Source organism: Corynebacterium tapiri (genome assembly GCF_006334925.1).
GTDB classification, from domain to species: domain Bacteria; phylum Actinomycetota; class Actinomycetes; order Mycobacteriales; family Mycobacteriaceae; genus Corynebacterium; species Corynebacterium tapiri.
In genome coordinates, this window is sequence record NZ_VDHJ01000003.1 from 233287 (window position 1) to 249090 (window position 15804).

The window sequence follows — 15804 nt, forward strand, 5'->3', positions numbered from 1 at the left end:
GCTGAAGTCCGCGAACCTGGCACGCGGTAGCGTGGGACCGTGAAGTTTTCTCGCCTTTCTGTCGCCACCGTCGCCGCGCTCGCCTCACTAAGCCTGGCGGCCTGCACGTCCGAGGCTCCCGCCGGCCGCACCCCTACTGAGCAAGGCATCGGCGCCCCCGTGGATGCCCCGCGCATCACCCTGGTCACCCAAGGCGGAGAAGAGCGCACGCAGCTGCGCTACTCCGATGTGGACGCTGCCGAGCAGCAGGTCACGCTCGATGTCAGCGAGGGATTTGAGCAGCGCGTGGAGCATGCTGCCTCCGTTGATCCGGTACCGCCGGAGAACTTCGTGGGATCGGGCGAGCACATCACCCTGCCACTAACTGGCTCTACGGACGCTGCCTCCGAGGCTTCCGAGGGCCAGCAGGAGGCCACGCGTGCTCCGGAGTTTAGGGTTGGCGATCTCGAGCGCACCTCGCTGAAGAGCGCATCGGGCTTTCGCATGGGTTGGCGTGGCGACGATCAAGGCCGCGTATCCACCGTGATGTTCTCCGCCCCTCCGGAGGCCACCGATCAAGCTCGCGCAAGCGTGGAAAAGGCTCTGCTGTCCACCATGGGCGTACTCCCCGTCTTCCCCGAAGAAGAGGTGGGCGTTGGTGCCACCTGGGGCGTGGACGTGCGCGTCCCGGGAGACGCCAACCTGCTGCAGAGCAGCACCTACGTGATGCGGGAACTTAACGGCAATCGCGCCGTACTCGACGTGTCCATCGAGCGGCGCCCGTCGTTGGGCGCACTCAATGTCACCGGTGTCGAGGGTGAGGCAGGCGAAGAGCTCAAGGTCGCCTCGACGCAGAGCTGGAGCAAGGGAACGATCGTCGTGGATTTGTCCCAGGCTCTCCCGGTGAACGCAGACATAAAGACCACCACACGGGTGGTCTATGCAGGTTCTCAGCCGCAGCAAGTAGTGCAGGACTCCTCGCTGGCGGTCAAGCTTAATTAAGCAGCCGGCGCCGGAGCTGCCGGTGCAGCGGGGTCTGCCGGAGCAGGAGCCGGGGCAGGCGCTGCGGGATCAGCAGGCGCACCCGGAGCAGCCGGTGCGGGAGCAGCAGGAGCAGCCGGCGCAACCCCGCCACCGATGGCCGCGGAGTCCTGGCACATCTGCGGAACCTGCTCCGGAGCCACCGTGCTGGTGATCAGGGTGCAAGCCCAGGACTGGGACAACTTCCACTGGCCGTTCTCGTGAATGAACTCCACGTTCTCGGCGGTGTTGGGAGCACGATCCGGCAGCGTGAAGGTCACGGTAGCCAGCGCGGAATTCGGTGCGTAGCCGGGCAGGACGGGGTCGACCACCTGGAAGCTGGCACCGGACTGCGCCTGAGCAGCAGCCAAGGTGTCAAAGAGCTCCGGCGGGACGGTCTCGCCGCCCTGCACGGTGGCCACGCGCTGCTCCATCGGAGCACCAGAGTTGGTGGCCACGCCCATCACCTGGTTCAGCTCGGCGGCAGTGGGCAGGCTCGGAGCGGCCTCAGACGCAGAGCTCGGCGCGGTGGCCTGGGCCCCGGAGGAAGACTCGGCGGCCTTGTCGTCGGAACCGCAGGCGGCCAGGCTCAGGCTCAAACCCGCTGCGAGTACGGCACTCATCGTGCGAAACTTCACTCTCACATCTCCTTGCTAATCCCGCCGTGACATCGGCGTGGGCAACATAGTGCGCCAGCACTCCACGCGGGGCTGAACAGGTGGTCTTTTCGCCATATCGTACCGCCTGGGCTGTCTATTACCTGTAGTACAGGCGGGCGTGTGGCACGCTGGGATGCCATGTTGTCAATTCTCACTACCGGTGGCACCATCGCCTGCACCCAGGATGAGGCCGGTGCCCTCGTGCCCACGATCACCGGCGCCGAGCTCGCCAGGGCCGCCGGGCTTTCCGACGTCGACGTCAACGACGTGGTGCGCCTAGACTCCTCCTCCATCACCCTTGCCGAGCTCGACGATGTCATCGCGCGCGTCCACAACGAGCTGGAACGCACCGACGTGGAGGCGGTAGTGCTGACGCATGGCACCGACTCCATGGAAGAGACCGCGCTCGCCTTGGACCTCATGCACACCTGGGACAAGCCCGTGGTGATCACCGGCGCCCAGCGCTCCTTCGACCACCCCGAAACCGACGGGCCGAAGAACTTAGCCGGTGCTGCCGCGGCCGGCCGCACTCTAACCCCGGGCGTGTATGTCCACTTCGGATCGCGCACCCTGCCCGCTCGCGGACTGCGCAAGGCCCACACCCATGATTTGGATGCCTTTGTTTCAGAGCCGCATGGCGCACGCCCGGCCCCGTGTGAGCGTGTGCTTCTCGACGGGTTCCACGTACCCATCGTGGCAATGTATCCAGGAGCCCCCGCAAGCGTAGTGGCGGCTGTAGCCGCCACCGGGGTGGACGGACTGGTGGTTGCCGCCATGGGTTCAGGCAACGTTTCCGAGCAGGCCGGCCAGGAGATCGGGAAGCTGCTGGAGCAAGACATTCCCGTGGTGATAGCCACCCGTGTGGGCCGGGGCCCAACCGAGTTGGCCTACGGCGGACCAGGCGGTGGCTCCACCCTGGCAGACCAGGGCGCTCTCGCCTCCGGCCCGCTCTCGGCAGCGCAGGCGCGCATCGCGCTCATCGTGGCGCTGGCCGCCGGCCGAGATCCGCGCGAACTACTGCTCTAAGTTCTCGGCGATCCACTCATCCCACGCCAACGAGGTCACGGGGTCGCCGGGGTGCAGCTGCGGATCGTCCACCGACAGGGTCTTGCTGAACCCGGGTCCAGTGGCGCGCGTCTCAAAGCGCACCGACACCACCCCGTGCCCGGTCCCCTGTACCCAACCGTGCCCGAACTCCTCGTGCTCCACATCCTGGGTGGCGCGGAAGCGCACCTGCGTTTCGGCTGGTTGAGGTGCAGCGACAGAGACCGTGACCCCATCGGATACCCCGACCTCGTAATCCGTCTCGCGCGGCGGAACTACCAGTTGGTCCAGCTCCGGAAACAGGATGTCCTGCCGCGTTGCTTCCAGCCCCGAGTAGCTCACGCCCACCAGCCGGATCGGTCCCACCTCATCTGGGTACCGAGTCACCCGCTTGGCCACGGCCGTCAACGTTTCCAGGTCATCGGTGGCATAGGCCAGAGTCGCCGAGCGCGACTCGATGTGAAAGTCCGCCATGCGCAGCTTCACCGTCACGGTCCGAGCGCCACGCCCATCGCGTACCAGGCGCCGATGAGCATCCTTCGCCGAGCGCACCACGGCCGCATCAACCTCCTGCGAGGTGGTTAGGTCTTGGGGATACGTGTGTTCAGCCGAGGTCTGTTTTGCTTCGGCCCGGGGAGCGACCGGTCGCTCGTCCACGCCCTTGGCCAGCGCCCACAGGGCCCGACCCACCGTGTTGCCCAGGGTGATGTCGACCTCCCGGAGCGTCAGCCCGGCCAGGTCGCCGATGGTGTGCACGCCCACGTCCTGCAGCTTCTTCTCGGTCACGGGCCCCACGCCCCACAGCTTGCCGACCTTCATCGGGTGCAGCACCTCCAGCTGCCGCTCCGCCGGCAGGATGAACACCCCGTCTGGTTTGGCCTCTCCAGAGCCGATCTTGGCGTACTGCTTGCCCGATCCCGCCCCGATCGAGGCCGGCAAGCCGGTCTCTTTTCGCAGCTCCGCGCGCAGGTTGTTCGCCCACTGCCTGACCTCCTCGGCGCTCGCTCCCTGCAGCTCGGAGGGTTCCATGAAGGCTTCGTCGATAGAGAGTTGTTCGAAGACGTCGACACGCGAGGCGATGAGGTCGAATACGCGTCGCGACGCGACGGAGTACACCTCCTTGCGCGGGCTCACCAGCACCACCTTCGGCCCCACCAAACGCGCGGCCCGCGCCGTGGGCATGGCCGACCGCGCGCCATAAGCTCGAGCCTCATAGGACGCGCCCGCCACGACTCCCCTGCCGCTGACCCCAGCAACCAGGACAGGACGCCCCGCCAGCGTGGGACGGGTCAGCTGCTCGACGGACGCGAAGAACGCATCCATGTCGATGTGGAGAACCCAGCGTCGCATAAGTCTTTAGGGCCTGCGCATCCCGATGGCCAGCACCACCAGCGCAATACCGATGACCTCTGCGGCGGACAGCATCTGACGTAGGGCAACCGCCCCGATGATCGCTGCCACGATCGGCAAGATCGCCTGCAGCAGCGCAAAATACGCCGCCCCGGCCTTGCGGAGGACGATCTGGTCCAGGGAGTACGGGATGGCGGCAGACAGCAGGCCCAACCCCAGCACGATCGTGGTGGTCACTAATAAGTTGGAGTCCTGGTGGGGATCGCGCAGCAAGAGTGCCACCGGCAAGGTGAGCACGGCTGCCCACGCGAAGCCCACAGCCACGCTGGTCTGCGAGTTACCCTGGAGCGCGATTCGAGAACCAAGCATGATGTAGGCCGCCCACATCAGCCCCGCGAGCAGCGCGAAGAGCAGCCCACTCAGCGAATCACTGATCACCGCACCCGACATCAGCAGCACCCCCGCCCCAGCACAGACCAGTGCGGCCACATCACGCGCCCCGCGCGAGCCCAAGGCTGCAACGGCTACCGGGCCAGCAAACTCGATGGCCACCGCGGTGCCCATGGGAATACGCGCAATCGCCTCGTAGAACGTCGTGTTCATCGCCAAGGTGACCAGTCCGTACAGCGCTGCGAAGCCCCCGGCGCGCCCCCAGAAGCTGCGTAATGACGGGCGGGTCAGACCCACCAGGATCACTGCCGCACCGGCGATGCGAAACCATGCCACCAGCGACGGCGGGAAGGATGCGAAGAGTATAACGGCCAGCGCGGCTCCTGCGTACAAGCTCACCCCGGATCCGATCATGATCGCCGGAGCTGCATAGCGCGAGGAACCCATGGCTTGAAAGTGTAGTGATTAGGGTGGGTGCCATGAGTTACGACCTCATCGTCTACGACCCGTCCCTCATTCCCGCTGACGCCGCAGAAAGGCGCACCTGGGCGCAGGGTGTGTTTACGCGTGACGACGACCCCGCGTACTCTCCCGGTGAGCAATCCAGCGCCGTCACCGAGTGCGCGTCCTCCCTGCAGACCGTCTTCCCCGCGGACGACGCTGCTGAGTCCGAAATCGAGGACGCCCAGGAGCGCGGCGTACACCCGGCCAAGTACTTCGTGGACTGGGATCACCTGGAGATCACCCTGGCAGACGAGGACGTCCAGGCCGCCCACCAGTGGCTGCAGGACTACTGCGCACGCAACGGTCTGGGAATCCTGGACATCGCCGGCACCGGTGAGTTCACAGAGCCCGAGGCTGACACCCAGCCGCCGGAGAGCCGAGGGATCTCCGCCACATCAACCCCATAAGGGTGAGCGCATTCATAAGGCTAGTAGCCTTTTTGAGGATAAATGTTCGCTACAGAAATGACCTGTCATGGAACAGTCCTCGAACGAAACGGCCGAGCACCTCGAGGGTGAGCAGCCAGAAGGAACCTCTTCTTCCATCTGGACGTGGGTGCTCACCCTCTTTGGCACCGCGGTGGGTGCCGGTCTCCTCTTCCTCCCCATCTCCGCCGGCAGCTTTGGATTCTGGCCGCTGGCGATCATGACCATTCTGATCGGCCCGATCGTGTTCATTTCACACCGCACGTACTCGCGCATCATCACGGTCTCGGGCACGACGGGGATGGACATCCTCGAAGTGGTCACCTACCTCACCGGGCGCAAGCGCGGTCTGGTCGTTGCCCTGCTGTACTGGTTGGCCAACTACCCCACCCTGGTCATCTACTGCATCTCGGTGACCAACACGGTGGACAGCTTTATCACTAACCAGCTGCACGGACCGGATCTGTCCCGCCCGGTCGTCGCTGTGTTGTGCGTAGGCACGGTGACCGCGGCCGCCGCCTTTGGCCTGAAACCGATGCTGGCGTTTGCCAACATGCTGGTCTACCCGCTGATCGTCTCCCTGCTGGCCTTTTCGCTATTTCTCATTCCGAAATGGGATCCGGGTAGCTTCACCAGCTACCCCGCCGAGCACTCGCTGCCCGTGGCGTTGATCTTGATGCTGCCCGTGCTCGTGTTTTCCTTCAGCCACATGGGTGCAATCTCGCAGCTAGCTATCGACGTGCAGCGCTCCCACCCCGAAAACATGGAGAAGCGCGTCAGCCGCACTGATGCCATCGCCGTCACGCTGTTGGTCGCGTTCACCATGTTCTTTGTCTGGTCGTGTGCCCTGGCTATGGGTGCCGACGGCCTGACGCAGGCCAAGAACGAGAACCTTCCGGTCCTGAGCTACTTTGCCAACACCACCGGCTCCGGATTCCTGACATACCTGGCCCCGCTGGTGACGATGTGCGCGATCGCTACCTCATTCTTTGGCATCATGCTGGGTACCGAGGAAGCCACGACTTACCCGTTTAGGGTCGTATTCCCCGAGACCATGGAGAAGATCAATCCGCGCGTGATCAGCTTGAGCTTTGCTGCCTTCGTGTTTGTCACGGGAACGCTGATTACCATCATGAACCCGCCAATTATGGGCCTGATCAGCTTCATCGGAGGCGTCATCTTCGCTCTCTTGGTCAACATGCTGCCCCTGGCGCTGTTTATGAAGGTCAAGCGCCTGCGACCATACGCCAAGCGGCCGGAAACCATCGTGGCCTTCATCATCGGTGTGATTCTGGTGGCCACGACGGTTACCACTACCCTGCTGGGAATTAGCGCTTAGCCACCTGGACCTTCACACCCGCGACCACGTCGTGGGCAGTACCGGTCAGCTCGTCAGTGGTGACCTGGAAGTCGGTGGCCAGCGTCTCCGCCGCGATGTGATCGGCGTGGCGCTGAGCCCACTCCAGCTTGTCGGCCGGAACCGACAGCACCGCACTGATGCGGTCAGACACCTCGAAGTCAGAGGCCTTGCGGGCGTCCTGGATGCCGCGGATGACATCGGCGGCCCAACCTTCTGCCTCGAGCTCCTCCGTGACGGTCATGTCCAGAACGACCAGGCCGTCCAGGCCGTCGATACGCGCCGTGGAGGCCGGATCCGCAGCCACGAGACGCTCGGTGAACTCACCCTCGCGCAGCTCGATGCCGTCGGCTACCACGGTGTCGCCCACACGCTCGTAAGCACCGGACTTCACCGCCTTGATCACGCGCTGGACGTCCTTGCCCAGGCGCGGGCCGGCGACCTTAGCGTTAACGACGACCTCGAAGGTGCCCACGGAGTCCACGTCATCGGTGAGCTTGAGCTCCTTGACGTTGACCTCGTCGCGAATGATCTCGGCGAACTCGGAGAGTCGGTCCGACTGCTCCAGCGCCACCGTCAGCGACGGCAGCGGCAGACGGTTACGCAGCTTGTGGGACTTGCGTACCGACGACGCCGCCGAGCACACTCCGCGCACCGCATCCATGGCCTCGACCAAGGCGGCATCCGCCGGGATCTCCTGCGGGTTCGGGAAGTCAGTCAGGTGAACCGAACGGCCACCGGTCAAACCACGCCAGATCACCTCGGAGACGTACGGCAGCAGCGGAGCCACGGTGCGAGTAAGCACCTCGAGGACGGTGTACAGCGTGTTGAAGGCCTCGGGGTGTGCCTCCTGGCCCTCCCAGAAGCGATCGCGAGAACGACGCACGTACCAGTTGGTCAGAGCATCGGCGAACAGACGCACGCGCTCAGTGGCCACGGCGATGTCCGTGTTGTCCAGCGCCTCCTGCACGTCGCTGACCAGCTCCTGCAGCTTGGCCAGGATGTAGCGATCCAGCACGTGGGTGCTGTCGAAGGAGAACTCGGCCTCCTTGTGCGAGTACAGCTGCAGGAAGGTGTAAGCATTCCAGATCGGCAGGATAGCCTGGCGAACACCCTCGCGGATGCCCTGCTCGGTGACGATGAGATTGCCACCGCGCAGGATGGGCGAGGACATCAGGAACCAGCGCATGGCGTCCGAACCGTCGCGGTCAAAGACCTCGTTGACGTTCGGGTAGTTGCCCTTGGACTTGGACATCTTCTGCCCATCATCACCCAGGACGATGCCATGAGCGACCACCTTGGAGAATGCCGGGCGGTCGAACAGTGCCACGCTGAGCACGTGCAGCAGGTAGAACCAACCACGGGTCTGGCCGATGTACTCCACGATGAAGTCGGCCGGGGCGTGGGACTCGAACCAGTCCTTGTTCTCAAACGGGTAGTGGAACTGCGCGAACGGCATGGAACCGGAGTCGAACCACACATCGAGCACGTCCGGGACACGGCGCATGGTGGACTTGCCGGTCGGATCATCCGGGTTGGGGCGGGTCAGCTCGTCGATATGCGGGCGGTGCAGCGACTCCGGCCGCACACCAAAGTCGGCCTCGAGCTCGTCCAGGGAGCCGTAGACGTCGACACGCGGGTACTCGTCGTTGTCAGAGACCCAGACCGGGATCGGCGAGCCCCAGTAACGGGTACGCGAGATATTCCAGTCGCGAGCGCCCTCGAGCCAGCGGCCGAACTGACCGTCGCGCACGTGCTCGGGCATCCACTCGATCTGCTCGTGGTTGAGCTCGACCATGCGATCGCGGATGGCGGTGACGTCAACGAACCAGCTGGGCAGCGCCATGTAGATCAGTGGCTCCCCCGAACGCCAGGAGTGCGGGTAGGAGTGCTCGATCGTCTGGTGGCGCAGCACGCGCCCGGTTTCCTTGAGGTCGCGGATGATGTCCTTGTTCGCGTCGAAAACCAGCTGGCCCTGGTAGTCCGGAACCAGCGAGGTGAACTTGCCATCCATGTCGACCGGGATGATCAGCTCGATCCCATAGGCATTGGTGGTGTTCATATCGTCCTCACCGAAGGCCGGGGCCTGGTGGACGATGCCGGTGCCGTCCTCAGTGGTGACGTAGTCAGCCAGCAGGATCTGGAAGGCATTGGCGTGATCCGCGAAGTAGTCGAAGACCGGCTGGTAGGTCAGCCCCTCGAGCTGAGCACCGGTAAAGCGAGCAACCTCTTCGTGCTTCTTGCCCAGCTCCTTGGTGTAGGCGCCGGCCAGAGGTGCCGCCAGGATCACCAGCGAGCCGGCGAACTCGGAGGCCGAGGAGTCCTCGCCCACACGCAGCAAGACGTATTCCACCTCGGGGTGCACGGCCAGTGCCAGGTTAGATGGCAGGGTCCAGGGGGTCGTCGTCCAGGCCAGAGCGCTAGCCTGCGCCAGCTCGGGGTGCTCGGACAAGGTCTTTTGGCCAGCCGAACCATCCTTGGCGCCGGTGATGGGCAGGGTCACCGTCAAGGTGGGATCCTGGCGCATCTTGTAGGAATCGTCGAGACGCGTCTCCTGGTTGGACAGCGGGGTGTGCTCGGCCCAGGAGTATGGAAGGACGCGGAAGCCCTGGTAGATCAGGCCCTTGTCATAGAGCTGCTTAAAGGCCCAGATGACAGACTCCATGTAGGACAGGTCCATCGTCTTGTAACCACCGTCGAAGTCCACCCAACGTGCCTGGCGGGTGACGTACTCCTTCCACTCTTCGGTGTAGCGCAGAACGGAGGAGGCGCAGTACTCGTTGAACTTCTCCAGACCCATGTCCTCGATCTGGCCCTTATCGGTGATGCCAAGCTGCTTCTCCGCCTCCAGCTCGGCGGGCAGGCCGTGAGTGTCCCAGCCAAAGACGCGGGGGACGTGGTAGCCGCGCATCGTCTTGTAGCGCGGGATGATGTCCTTGACGTAACCAGTCAGCAGGTGGCCGTAGTGCGGTAGGCCGTTAGCGAAGGGCGGGCCATCGTAGAAAACGTAATCTTCCGCGTCGGCGCGGTTATCCAGCGAGGCCTGGAACGTGTTGTTTTCTTTCCAGTAGTCCAGGACGCGCTTTTCCATCTCCGGGAAGCGGTTCGAACCCCCAGTCAGGTCAGCCTTGGGGTACACGCCGCCAACTTGGGTGGGATCACTCACGGGTGCATCTCTCCTTGTGAAATCGCTACTGATCACAGGGACGCTGACCAGCTGTTATGCGCTAGCCCGCGCGGTACCACCCTGTTTGAGATTCGCTTCCGGTACTGATCCGGGCGCGATCCTCCACTTCATTGTGATTCACAGGAGATGTCGGTCCTACCCGTCTGGTTCTACTGGGCTGCGAAGATTCGCGTGCTGTTCTTCCAGATGGCTCCCCGGTGATTGCCGGATCAAAGCTCTTATTTGGCGACTTTACACGGTGGGGTGGGCGGGCGGGAAGGAGGCGGGGTGGGTTGTTCTTTGGTGGCTTTTCCTTCGGCTCGACACCTGGAGCGATTAAGCAGAGCGCGACCTGGGGTTTTAGTGGCAAAGTGCCTTCCAGGTGTCGAGCCGAAAGAATTTGTGCTGAATGATGGCGGGCGGGACCGCATCGTTGGTCGACCGGAAGATTGTGCCGGTGCTTCCGGTCGACAAGAGGGCCAAATCGAAAGAGCGCGACCAGGGCTTTTGGCGGACAGAACCCCGCCCCTGGTCGACCGGAAGATTGTGCTGGTACTTCCGGTCGACCACCAATCCTTCGGCTCGACACCTGGAGCTCTTTCGCGGATCGCGACCTGGGGTTTTAGTGGCGGAGTGCCTTCCAGGTGTCGAGCCCAAGGGAATCGGCCTCTCCGTGAGCCCACACCATGCCGCTTGCCGACGACCGGAAGCAACCACCCAGCCTTCCGGTCGTCACCAAAACCGCCTCCCCAAAAACACGCCACCTCACCGCCCGCCAGGCATGACAAAACCCCGGCCCTGCCGTCCAGATTTCCTGAACTGACAGGCCGGGGGCCTAGTAACGGCCCTTAACCAGGGCCGTGCGTACTACTTGCGCTCGGTTCCGGCCGGAGCAGAGGAGCCACGGGACTCCAGCTCCTCCAGCTGGGACTGCAGCAGGGTCTTCAGGCGGGTGCGGTACTCGCGCTCGAAGGTACGCAGCTCGGCGATGCGGCCCTCGAGAGCGGTCTGCTGCTTCTTCACCGTGTTCATGATGTCGGTGTGCTTGCGCTCAGCGTCAGCCTGCAGAGCAGCAGCCTTCTCCTCGGCCTGCTTGATCTGGGCCTCAGCGCGGGAGTTGGCGTCCGTGGTGGTCTGCTGAGCCTTGGCCTGGGCGTCAGCCACCAGCTTGTCAGCCTGGGTCTGTGCCTGCTCGAGCTGAGCCTTGGAGCGAGCGTCTGCGTCAGCAACCTGCTTCTCCGCGGTGTTGCGAGCGTCCTGCAGCATGGAGCGGGACTCGGTCTGAGCCTCGGAGGTGAGGCGGTCAGCCATCTCCTGGGCCATGGCCAGCACGCGAGCAGCCTGCATGTGGGTCTCCGGGGTGGCAACGCCGGACTCTGCAGCACCAGCAGCGGCGAAGCCGGAAGCGCTGGTAGCGGAGACCTTCTCGGAGGTGGATGCCTTGGACTCGGTGGCAGCCTGGGAAGCCTCTGCGCGAGCGGACTTCACATCGGCCTCGGCCTTGCGCTGTGCCTCAGCAGCCTCGTTGCGGGCGCGCTCGGCCTCGGCACGAGCCTGCTTGGCCTCAGCCTGAGCCTTCTCCACGTCCTTCTGAGCCTGAGCCAGCTTGGCCTCGTACTCGCGGCGAACCTCTGCCTCAACCGTGCGGCGAATCTGGGCCTCGTCCACCGAGGAAGCAGATCCAGCCACCGGGGCTGCGGCTGCACCAGAAACGTTGGAGGCCTCGTTGCGCAGCTGCTCGTTCTCGTCCTGCAGCTGGGCGAGAGTGTCCTCAACCAGGTCGAGGAACTGATCGACCTCGTCCTCGTTGTAGCCGCGCTTGCCGATCGGCGGCTTACTGAAAGCAACGTTGTGCACGTCAGCTGGTGTCAGCGGCATAGTTTCCCCTTCAAGTCGGTGGCACCCAGATTGTGGGTTATAGGCAACTTATACCGTAATCGCCATCAAGCGCACGGAAAGTTACACGGAGTGTTTTCTTTCACTTGGATACTACAACGTCACCCGCACCACGGACACAGTCCGGGGGCAGCGATCTGTTACAGCACCTTATCAATTTATACAGTTTTTATTACTTATTTTCCAGGTCGCACGAGGATCGCACGGGATATTTGCTTTCCTACACCAGGAATATCGACCGCACGACGATCTGCAGCACGGTGAGGATGAGGAAAAGCACGATCACGCTGACGTCGATTCCCACGCCCCCGGTACGCAGCGGCGGGATCAGTCGACGCAGTGCCTTGACGGGCGGATCGGTCAGCAGGAAAACCGGCTCAGCGACCATCGCGAACCAACGCGGCGGCCGGAACTGACGCGAGAAGGATTCGATCATCTCCGTGATCAGACGCGCGATGAGAACCAGCGTGTACAGCCGGAGAAATACGAGCAGAATTGCTCCAATTGTTGCCAACATCTGCGCCTAACGCACCAGACCAGCAGCGCGCTGCAGCTCGTCGAGGGAAACATCAGCACCCTCGGGAACCACGGCGAACACCTTACGATCCGAGGTGATGTCCTTGGACAGGTTGTGCATCGAACCGCGGGAGGCAAAGCACAGGCCGGCAGCGAAGTCGATGATGCGCTTGGCCACATCGCGCTCTGCGTTCGTCAGCTCAAAGGTCACCGCGTCGCCCTGGCGGAACGGCTCGCCCACCTCGGTGGCCTCGGCGTAGCTGCGCGGTTCGACGGCCACAATCACGGGGACATAGTCGCTTGTCGACGCTCCCCCGCGGCCACGATGCGAAGCACCAGCAGAAGCTCCCAGACGGGACGAGCTCGATGCCGAAGAGTAGGTCTCGTGGCTGGAGCGGTAGGAGCTCTCCCCGGCCAGCGGGCGTGAGTCACGCTCGCGCGGCTCGTAGTCGCGGGAGTAATCGCGCGACGGCGCGTAGCGCGGCTCGTCGTAGTAGGCGTCGTCGTGCTCCTCATCGACCGGGTCAAGGCCGAAGAATTCGCGGGCACCTTTGATGAAAGACATGTTTTCCCCTGTATGCGTTCTAGGTGTCTAAGAGGGATATATCGCTGAAGCTAGGCTACTGTGCGCTTTCCCAGGATGTCCGTTCCGACACGCACCACGTCCGTTCCCGCAGCTACGGCCTCTTCCAAATCGCCTGACATGCCAGCAGATAGGCGCAGGTTGCGGCCAATGCGCTGCGCCAGGGCGTCGACAAGCGAGCGCGCGCGAGTGAACACTTCGCCGGCATCGGAGTCGATGGGAGGGACCACCATGACCCCAGCAAGGAGGAGGTGCTCGGCGCTTTCGATGACGTCAGCGACCTCGTCCAGGCCCTCTGCGGTGACTCCACCGCGCTCGGTATCGCCATCGGCGGACAGTTGGATAAAGCACGAGAGCGTTTCGGTGCGCTCGCCACGCTCGATGGCTAGGGCCACGCCACGTTCAAGCGCGTTGGCCAACTTGATGGAGTCCACCGAATGGCACGAATGAGCCCAGCGCGCGACGGCATTGGCCTTCTTCGTCTGCACCTGCCCGATCATGTGAAAGCGCATGTTCGGGAGTTCGGCGGCCTTCTGGCGGGCCTCCTGCTCGCGGTTCTCCCCCACGTCGCTCACGCCCAGCTCGGCCAAAAGAGCCACATCGCTGGCGGGGTGGAACTTGGTCACGGGCAAAAGCTCAACGCTGCCCGGTTCGCGCCCGGCGGATTGTTCGGCAGCGCGGAGGCGTTCCTGCACCCGCTGGTAGGACGAGCGCAGCTCCTCGAGGCGATCCATTAGTGCTCCTTTCCGGTGAGCCAGACGAGACCGCACTGGCGGCCCGTGGTCTTGTCTCGGCGATAGGAGAAGAACGACGTGTCCTCGATGGTGCAGCGCGGATCGGACTCAATCGCCTGGACGCCGAGCCCCAAAAGTTGGCGGACCAGCCCGGCGCGGACGTCTACACCCGGGGTTCCCTGAACCGTGGTGCAGCGCGAACCGGGAAGGTGCGCCTCCATGTCCTGTGCCATCTCCGCCGGGACCTCGTAGCGCCGTCCGGAAGCCGCCGGGCCCAACAGTGCCTGAATCTGCGCCGGCTGGGCTCCGAGCTCACACATCTTCTCCACTGTCTTAACCACGATCCCGTTGCGCGCCCCACGGCGCCCGGCGTGCACCGCGGCCACGACACCATTGTGGTGATCCGCCAGGAGCACGGGAACACAATCGGCCACGAGAACGCCGAGGGCGAGCTGGGGCACGGTGGTTACCAGGGCGTCCGTGGCCTCCACCGGGGCGCTCTGCGGCTCGGTCACCACCGTGACGTTGTTGGTATGCAGCTGCTCCATCCAGACCAGGCGGTCTGGGTCAAGCCCCACTACCTTGGCCAGGCGCGCACGATTGGCCTGCACGTCGTCCGGGTTGTCGCCGACGTGGTCACCGAGGTTGAAGGAGTCATACGGAGACGACGAGACCCCGCCCGCACGGGAGGTAAACACCATGCGGACGGGGCGGTCGTAAACAGAGGGTTCTGCGTGATCGGTGGGCATGCGCCCGAGATTAACGCATGAACGACGGCACATCGAGATCGTCACCGTCATCGCGACGATCATCGCGGATCTCCGTGCGCTCAACCGGCTCGGAGTAGCGGGCGCCATCGGTGAACAGGCCCTCAGAGCGGCCGCGCGACGAGCTGGGCTCAAAGCGCTGGTGGCGCGGAGTGCGCTCGTAGGAGGCTTCCTCCTGCTCGCGGGAGCGCTCGTCGAACAGCGAGCCACGCGCGGTCTCGGCGACCGGGGCGGCCTGCGACTGCGGCTGCGGCTGAGCGGAAGCCTGGGCTGCCTTCTGCTGACCAGACTCGATGTGGTTGGCGGCAGCGTTGAAGCCGGTCGCGATGATGGTGACGCGGACCTCGTCGCCCAGGTTGTCGTCGATGATGGTGCCGAAGATGAGGTTGACGTCCTCGTCTGCCTTCTCCTCCACGATGGTGGCAGCGGCGTGAACTTCCTGCAGCCCCAGGTCGGAACCGCCTGCGACGGAGAGCAGGATGCCGGTGGCACCTTCCATGGTGGTCTCCAGCAGCGGGGAGTTGATGGCCTGGAGGGTGGCGTCCATGACGCGGTCGTCGCCACGCGAGGAGCCCACGCCCATGAGCGCGGAGCCAGCGTCGGCCATGACGGAGCGCACGTCGGCAAAGTCGACGTTGATCATGCCCGGGATGGTGATCAGGTTGGTAATGCCCTGGACACCGTTGAACAGGATTTCGTCGGCGGCGCGGAAGGCGTCCATCATCGTCAGGTCCTGGTCGCCCAGCTGCAGCAGGCGATCGTTCGGGATCACGATGACGGTGTCGCACACCTCGCGCAGGGCCTCGATGCCCTCCATGGCCTGGCGGGTACGGCGCTTGCCCTCGAAGGAGAACGGGCGGGTGACCACACCGATGGTCAGCGCACCCATCTTCTTGGCGATTCCCGCCACGACCGGAGCGGCACCGGTGCCGGTTCCGCCGCCCTCGCCTGCGGTCACAAACACCATGTCGGAGCCCTTGAGGGTCTCCTCAATCTCCGACTTGTGGTCCTCAGCCGAGGTGCGACCAACCTCCGGGTTTGCGCCGGCGCCAAGACCACGGGTGGCCTCCCGGCCAATGTCGAGCTTGGTGTCGGCATCGGAGAACAGCAGCGCCTGGGAGTCGGTGTTGATGGCTACAAACTCCACACCCTTGAGGTTCTCCTCAATCATGCGGTTAACGGCGTTAACTCCGCCGCCGCCGACGCCGACAACCTTGATCACGGCGAGGTAGTTGTTCTGGGAGGTCATGAGGGTATTCGCTCGCCTTTCAAGGGTAGGGAAACAGTCACATAATGCTTAAAGCATCTTCGGTTTGCTGTGTCCATCATGGCGAAAAGTGTGTGAGAATTCCGGAACATTTTCCGCGTGTCGGCACCCTCAACCTCTACTTTAAACTTTTCTGACGTGGGGTTT

General features: G+C 63.9%; 14 protein-coding genes. 4 read left to right on the top strand and 10 right to left on the bottom strand.

Features of this window, described 5'->3' with window-relative positions; all coding sequences use genetic code 11:
• The first annotated feature begins 39 nt into the window (after nucleotides 1–39).
• Nucleotides 40–981 (top strand): hypothetical protein, encoded by a 942-nt coding sequence (locus tag FHE74_RS03255; RefSeq protein WP_139465062.1) that lies wholly within the window; start codon nucleotides 40–42, stop codon nucleotides 979–981.
• Here the strand turns inward: FHE74_RS03255 and FHE74_RS03260 are convergent.
• Entirely contained in the window at nucleotides 978–1622 is a 645-nt protein-coding gene (locus FHE74_RS03260) for a WKL family lipoprotein (RefSeq protein WP_139465140.1), read from the bottom strand. The genes FHE74_RS03255 and FHE74_RS03260 overlap by 4 nt on opposite strands.
• A gap of 174 nt (nucleotides 1623–1796) precedes the next feature.
• Here FHE74_RS03260 and FHE74_RS03265 point away from each other — a divergent pair, with 174 nt between their 5' ends.
• Nucleotides 1797–2684 carry an asparaginase gene (locus FHE74_RS03265; protein ID WP_139465063.1) on the top strand — a complete coding sequence of 296 codons (888 nt, stop codon included), beginning with the start codon at nucleotides 1797–1799 and terminating at the stop codon, nucleotides 2682–2684.
• Here the strand turns inward: FHE74_RS03265 and FHE74_RS03270 are convergent.
• Together FHE74_RS03270 and FHE74_RS03275 are read right to left on the bottom strand one after the other, a co-directional pair.
• On the bottom strand, nucleotides 2673–4052 hold the full coding sequence (locus tag FHE74_RS03270) for a DNA polymerase IV (protein ID WP_139465064.1): 1380 nt from the start codon (nucleotides 4050–4052) through the stop codon (nucleotides 2673–2675). The two genes, FHE74_RS03265 and FHE74_RS03270, sit on opposite strands and share 12 nt — an antisense overlap.
• A 6-nt stretch (nucleotides 4053–4058) precedes the next feature.
• Nucleotides 4059–4889 carry an EamA family transporter gene (locus FHE74_RS03275; protein ID WP_246049168.1) on the bottom strand — a complete coding sequence of 277 codons (831 nt, stop codon included), beginning with the start codon at nucleotides 4887–4889 and terminating at the stop codon, nucleotides 4059–4061.
• A 32-nt stretch (nucleotides 4890–4921) separates the two neighbouring features.
• On the opposite strand from FHE74_RS03275, the gene FHE74_RS03280 reads away from it, so the two are divergent.
• Nucleotides 4922–5353 (top strand): hypothetical protein, encoded by a 432-nt coding sequence (locus FHE74_RS03280; protein WP_139465065.1) that lies wholly within the window; start codon nucleotides 4922–4924, stop codon nucleotides 5351–5353.
• 67 nt (nucleotides 5354–5420) lie between these two features.
• Nucleotides 5421–6710: an amino acid permease gene (locus tag FHE74_RS03285; protein WP_139465066.1), complete on the top strand. Its 1290-nt coding sequence runs from the start codon at nucleotides 5421–5423 to the stop codon at nucleotides 6708–6710.
• On the opposite strand, the gene ileS is transcribed toward FHE74_RS03285, so the two are convergent.
• The 7 genes from ileS to ftsZ form a co-directional block, all read right to left on the bottom strand.
• On the bottom strand, nucleotides 6700–9894 hold the full coding sequence (gene ileS, locus FHE74_RS03290) for an isoleucine--tRNA ligase (RefSeq protein ID WP_246049169.1): 3195 nt from the start codon (nucleotides 9892–9894) through the stop codon (nucleotides 6700–6702). The genes FHE74_RS03285 and ileS overlap by 11 nt on opposite strands.
• 867 nt (nucleotides 9895–10761) lie before the next feature.
• Entirely contained in the window at nucleotides 10762–11772 is a 1011-nt protein-coding gene (locus FHE74_RS03295; RefSeq protein ID WP_139465067.1) for a DivIVA domain-containing protein, read from the bottom strand.
• A gap of 238 nt (nucleotides 11773–12010) precedes the next feature.
• Nucleotides 12011–12304 carry a YggT family protein gene (locus FHE74_RS03300; protein WP_139465143.1) on the bottom strand — a complete coding sequence of 98 codons (294 nt, stop codon included), beginning with the start codon at nucleotides 12302–12304 and terminating at the stop codon, nucleotides 12011–12013.
• Between the two features lie 9 nt (nucleotides 12305–12313).
• Complete coding sequence (locus FHE74_RS03305) at nucleotides 12314–12871, bottom strand: cell division protein SepF (protein ID WP_139465068.1); 558 nt, start codon at nucleotides 12869–12871, stop codon at nucleotides 12314–12316.
• A 50-nt stretch (nucleotides 12872–12921) separates the two neighbouring features.
• Entirely contained in the window at nucleotides 12922–13623 is a 702-nt protein-coding gene (locus FHE74_RS03310; RefSeq protein WP_139465069.1) for a YggS family pyridoxal phosphate-dependent enzyme, read from the bottom strand.
• Nucleotides 13623–14372: a peptidoglycan editing factor PgeF gene (gene pgeF, locus FHE74_RS03315; protein WP_246049170.1), complete on the bottom strand. Its 750-nt coding sequence runs from the start codon at nucleotides 14370–14372 to the stop codon at nucleotides 13623–13625. The genes FHE74_RS03310 and pgeF overlap by 1 nt, the downstream gene beginning before the upstream one ends.
• A 10-nt stretch (nucleotides 14373–14382) precedes the next feature.
• On the bottom strand, nucleotides 14383–15639 hold the full coding sequence (gene ftsZ / locus FHE74_RS03320; RefSeq protein ID WP_139465070.1) for a cell division protein FtsZ: 1257 nt from the start codon (nucleotides 15637–15639) through the stop codon (nucleotides 14383–14385).
• Between the last annotated feature and the right edge of the window lie 165 nt (nucleotides 15640–15804).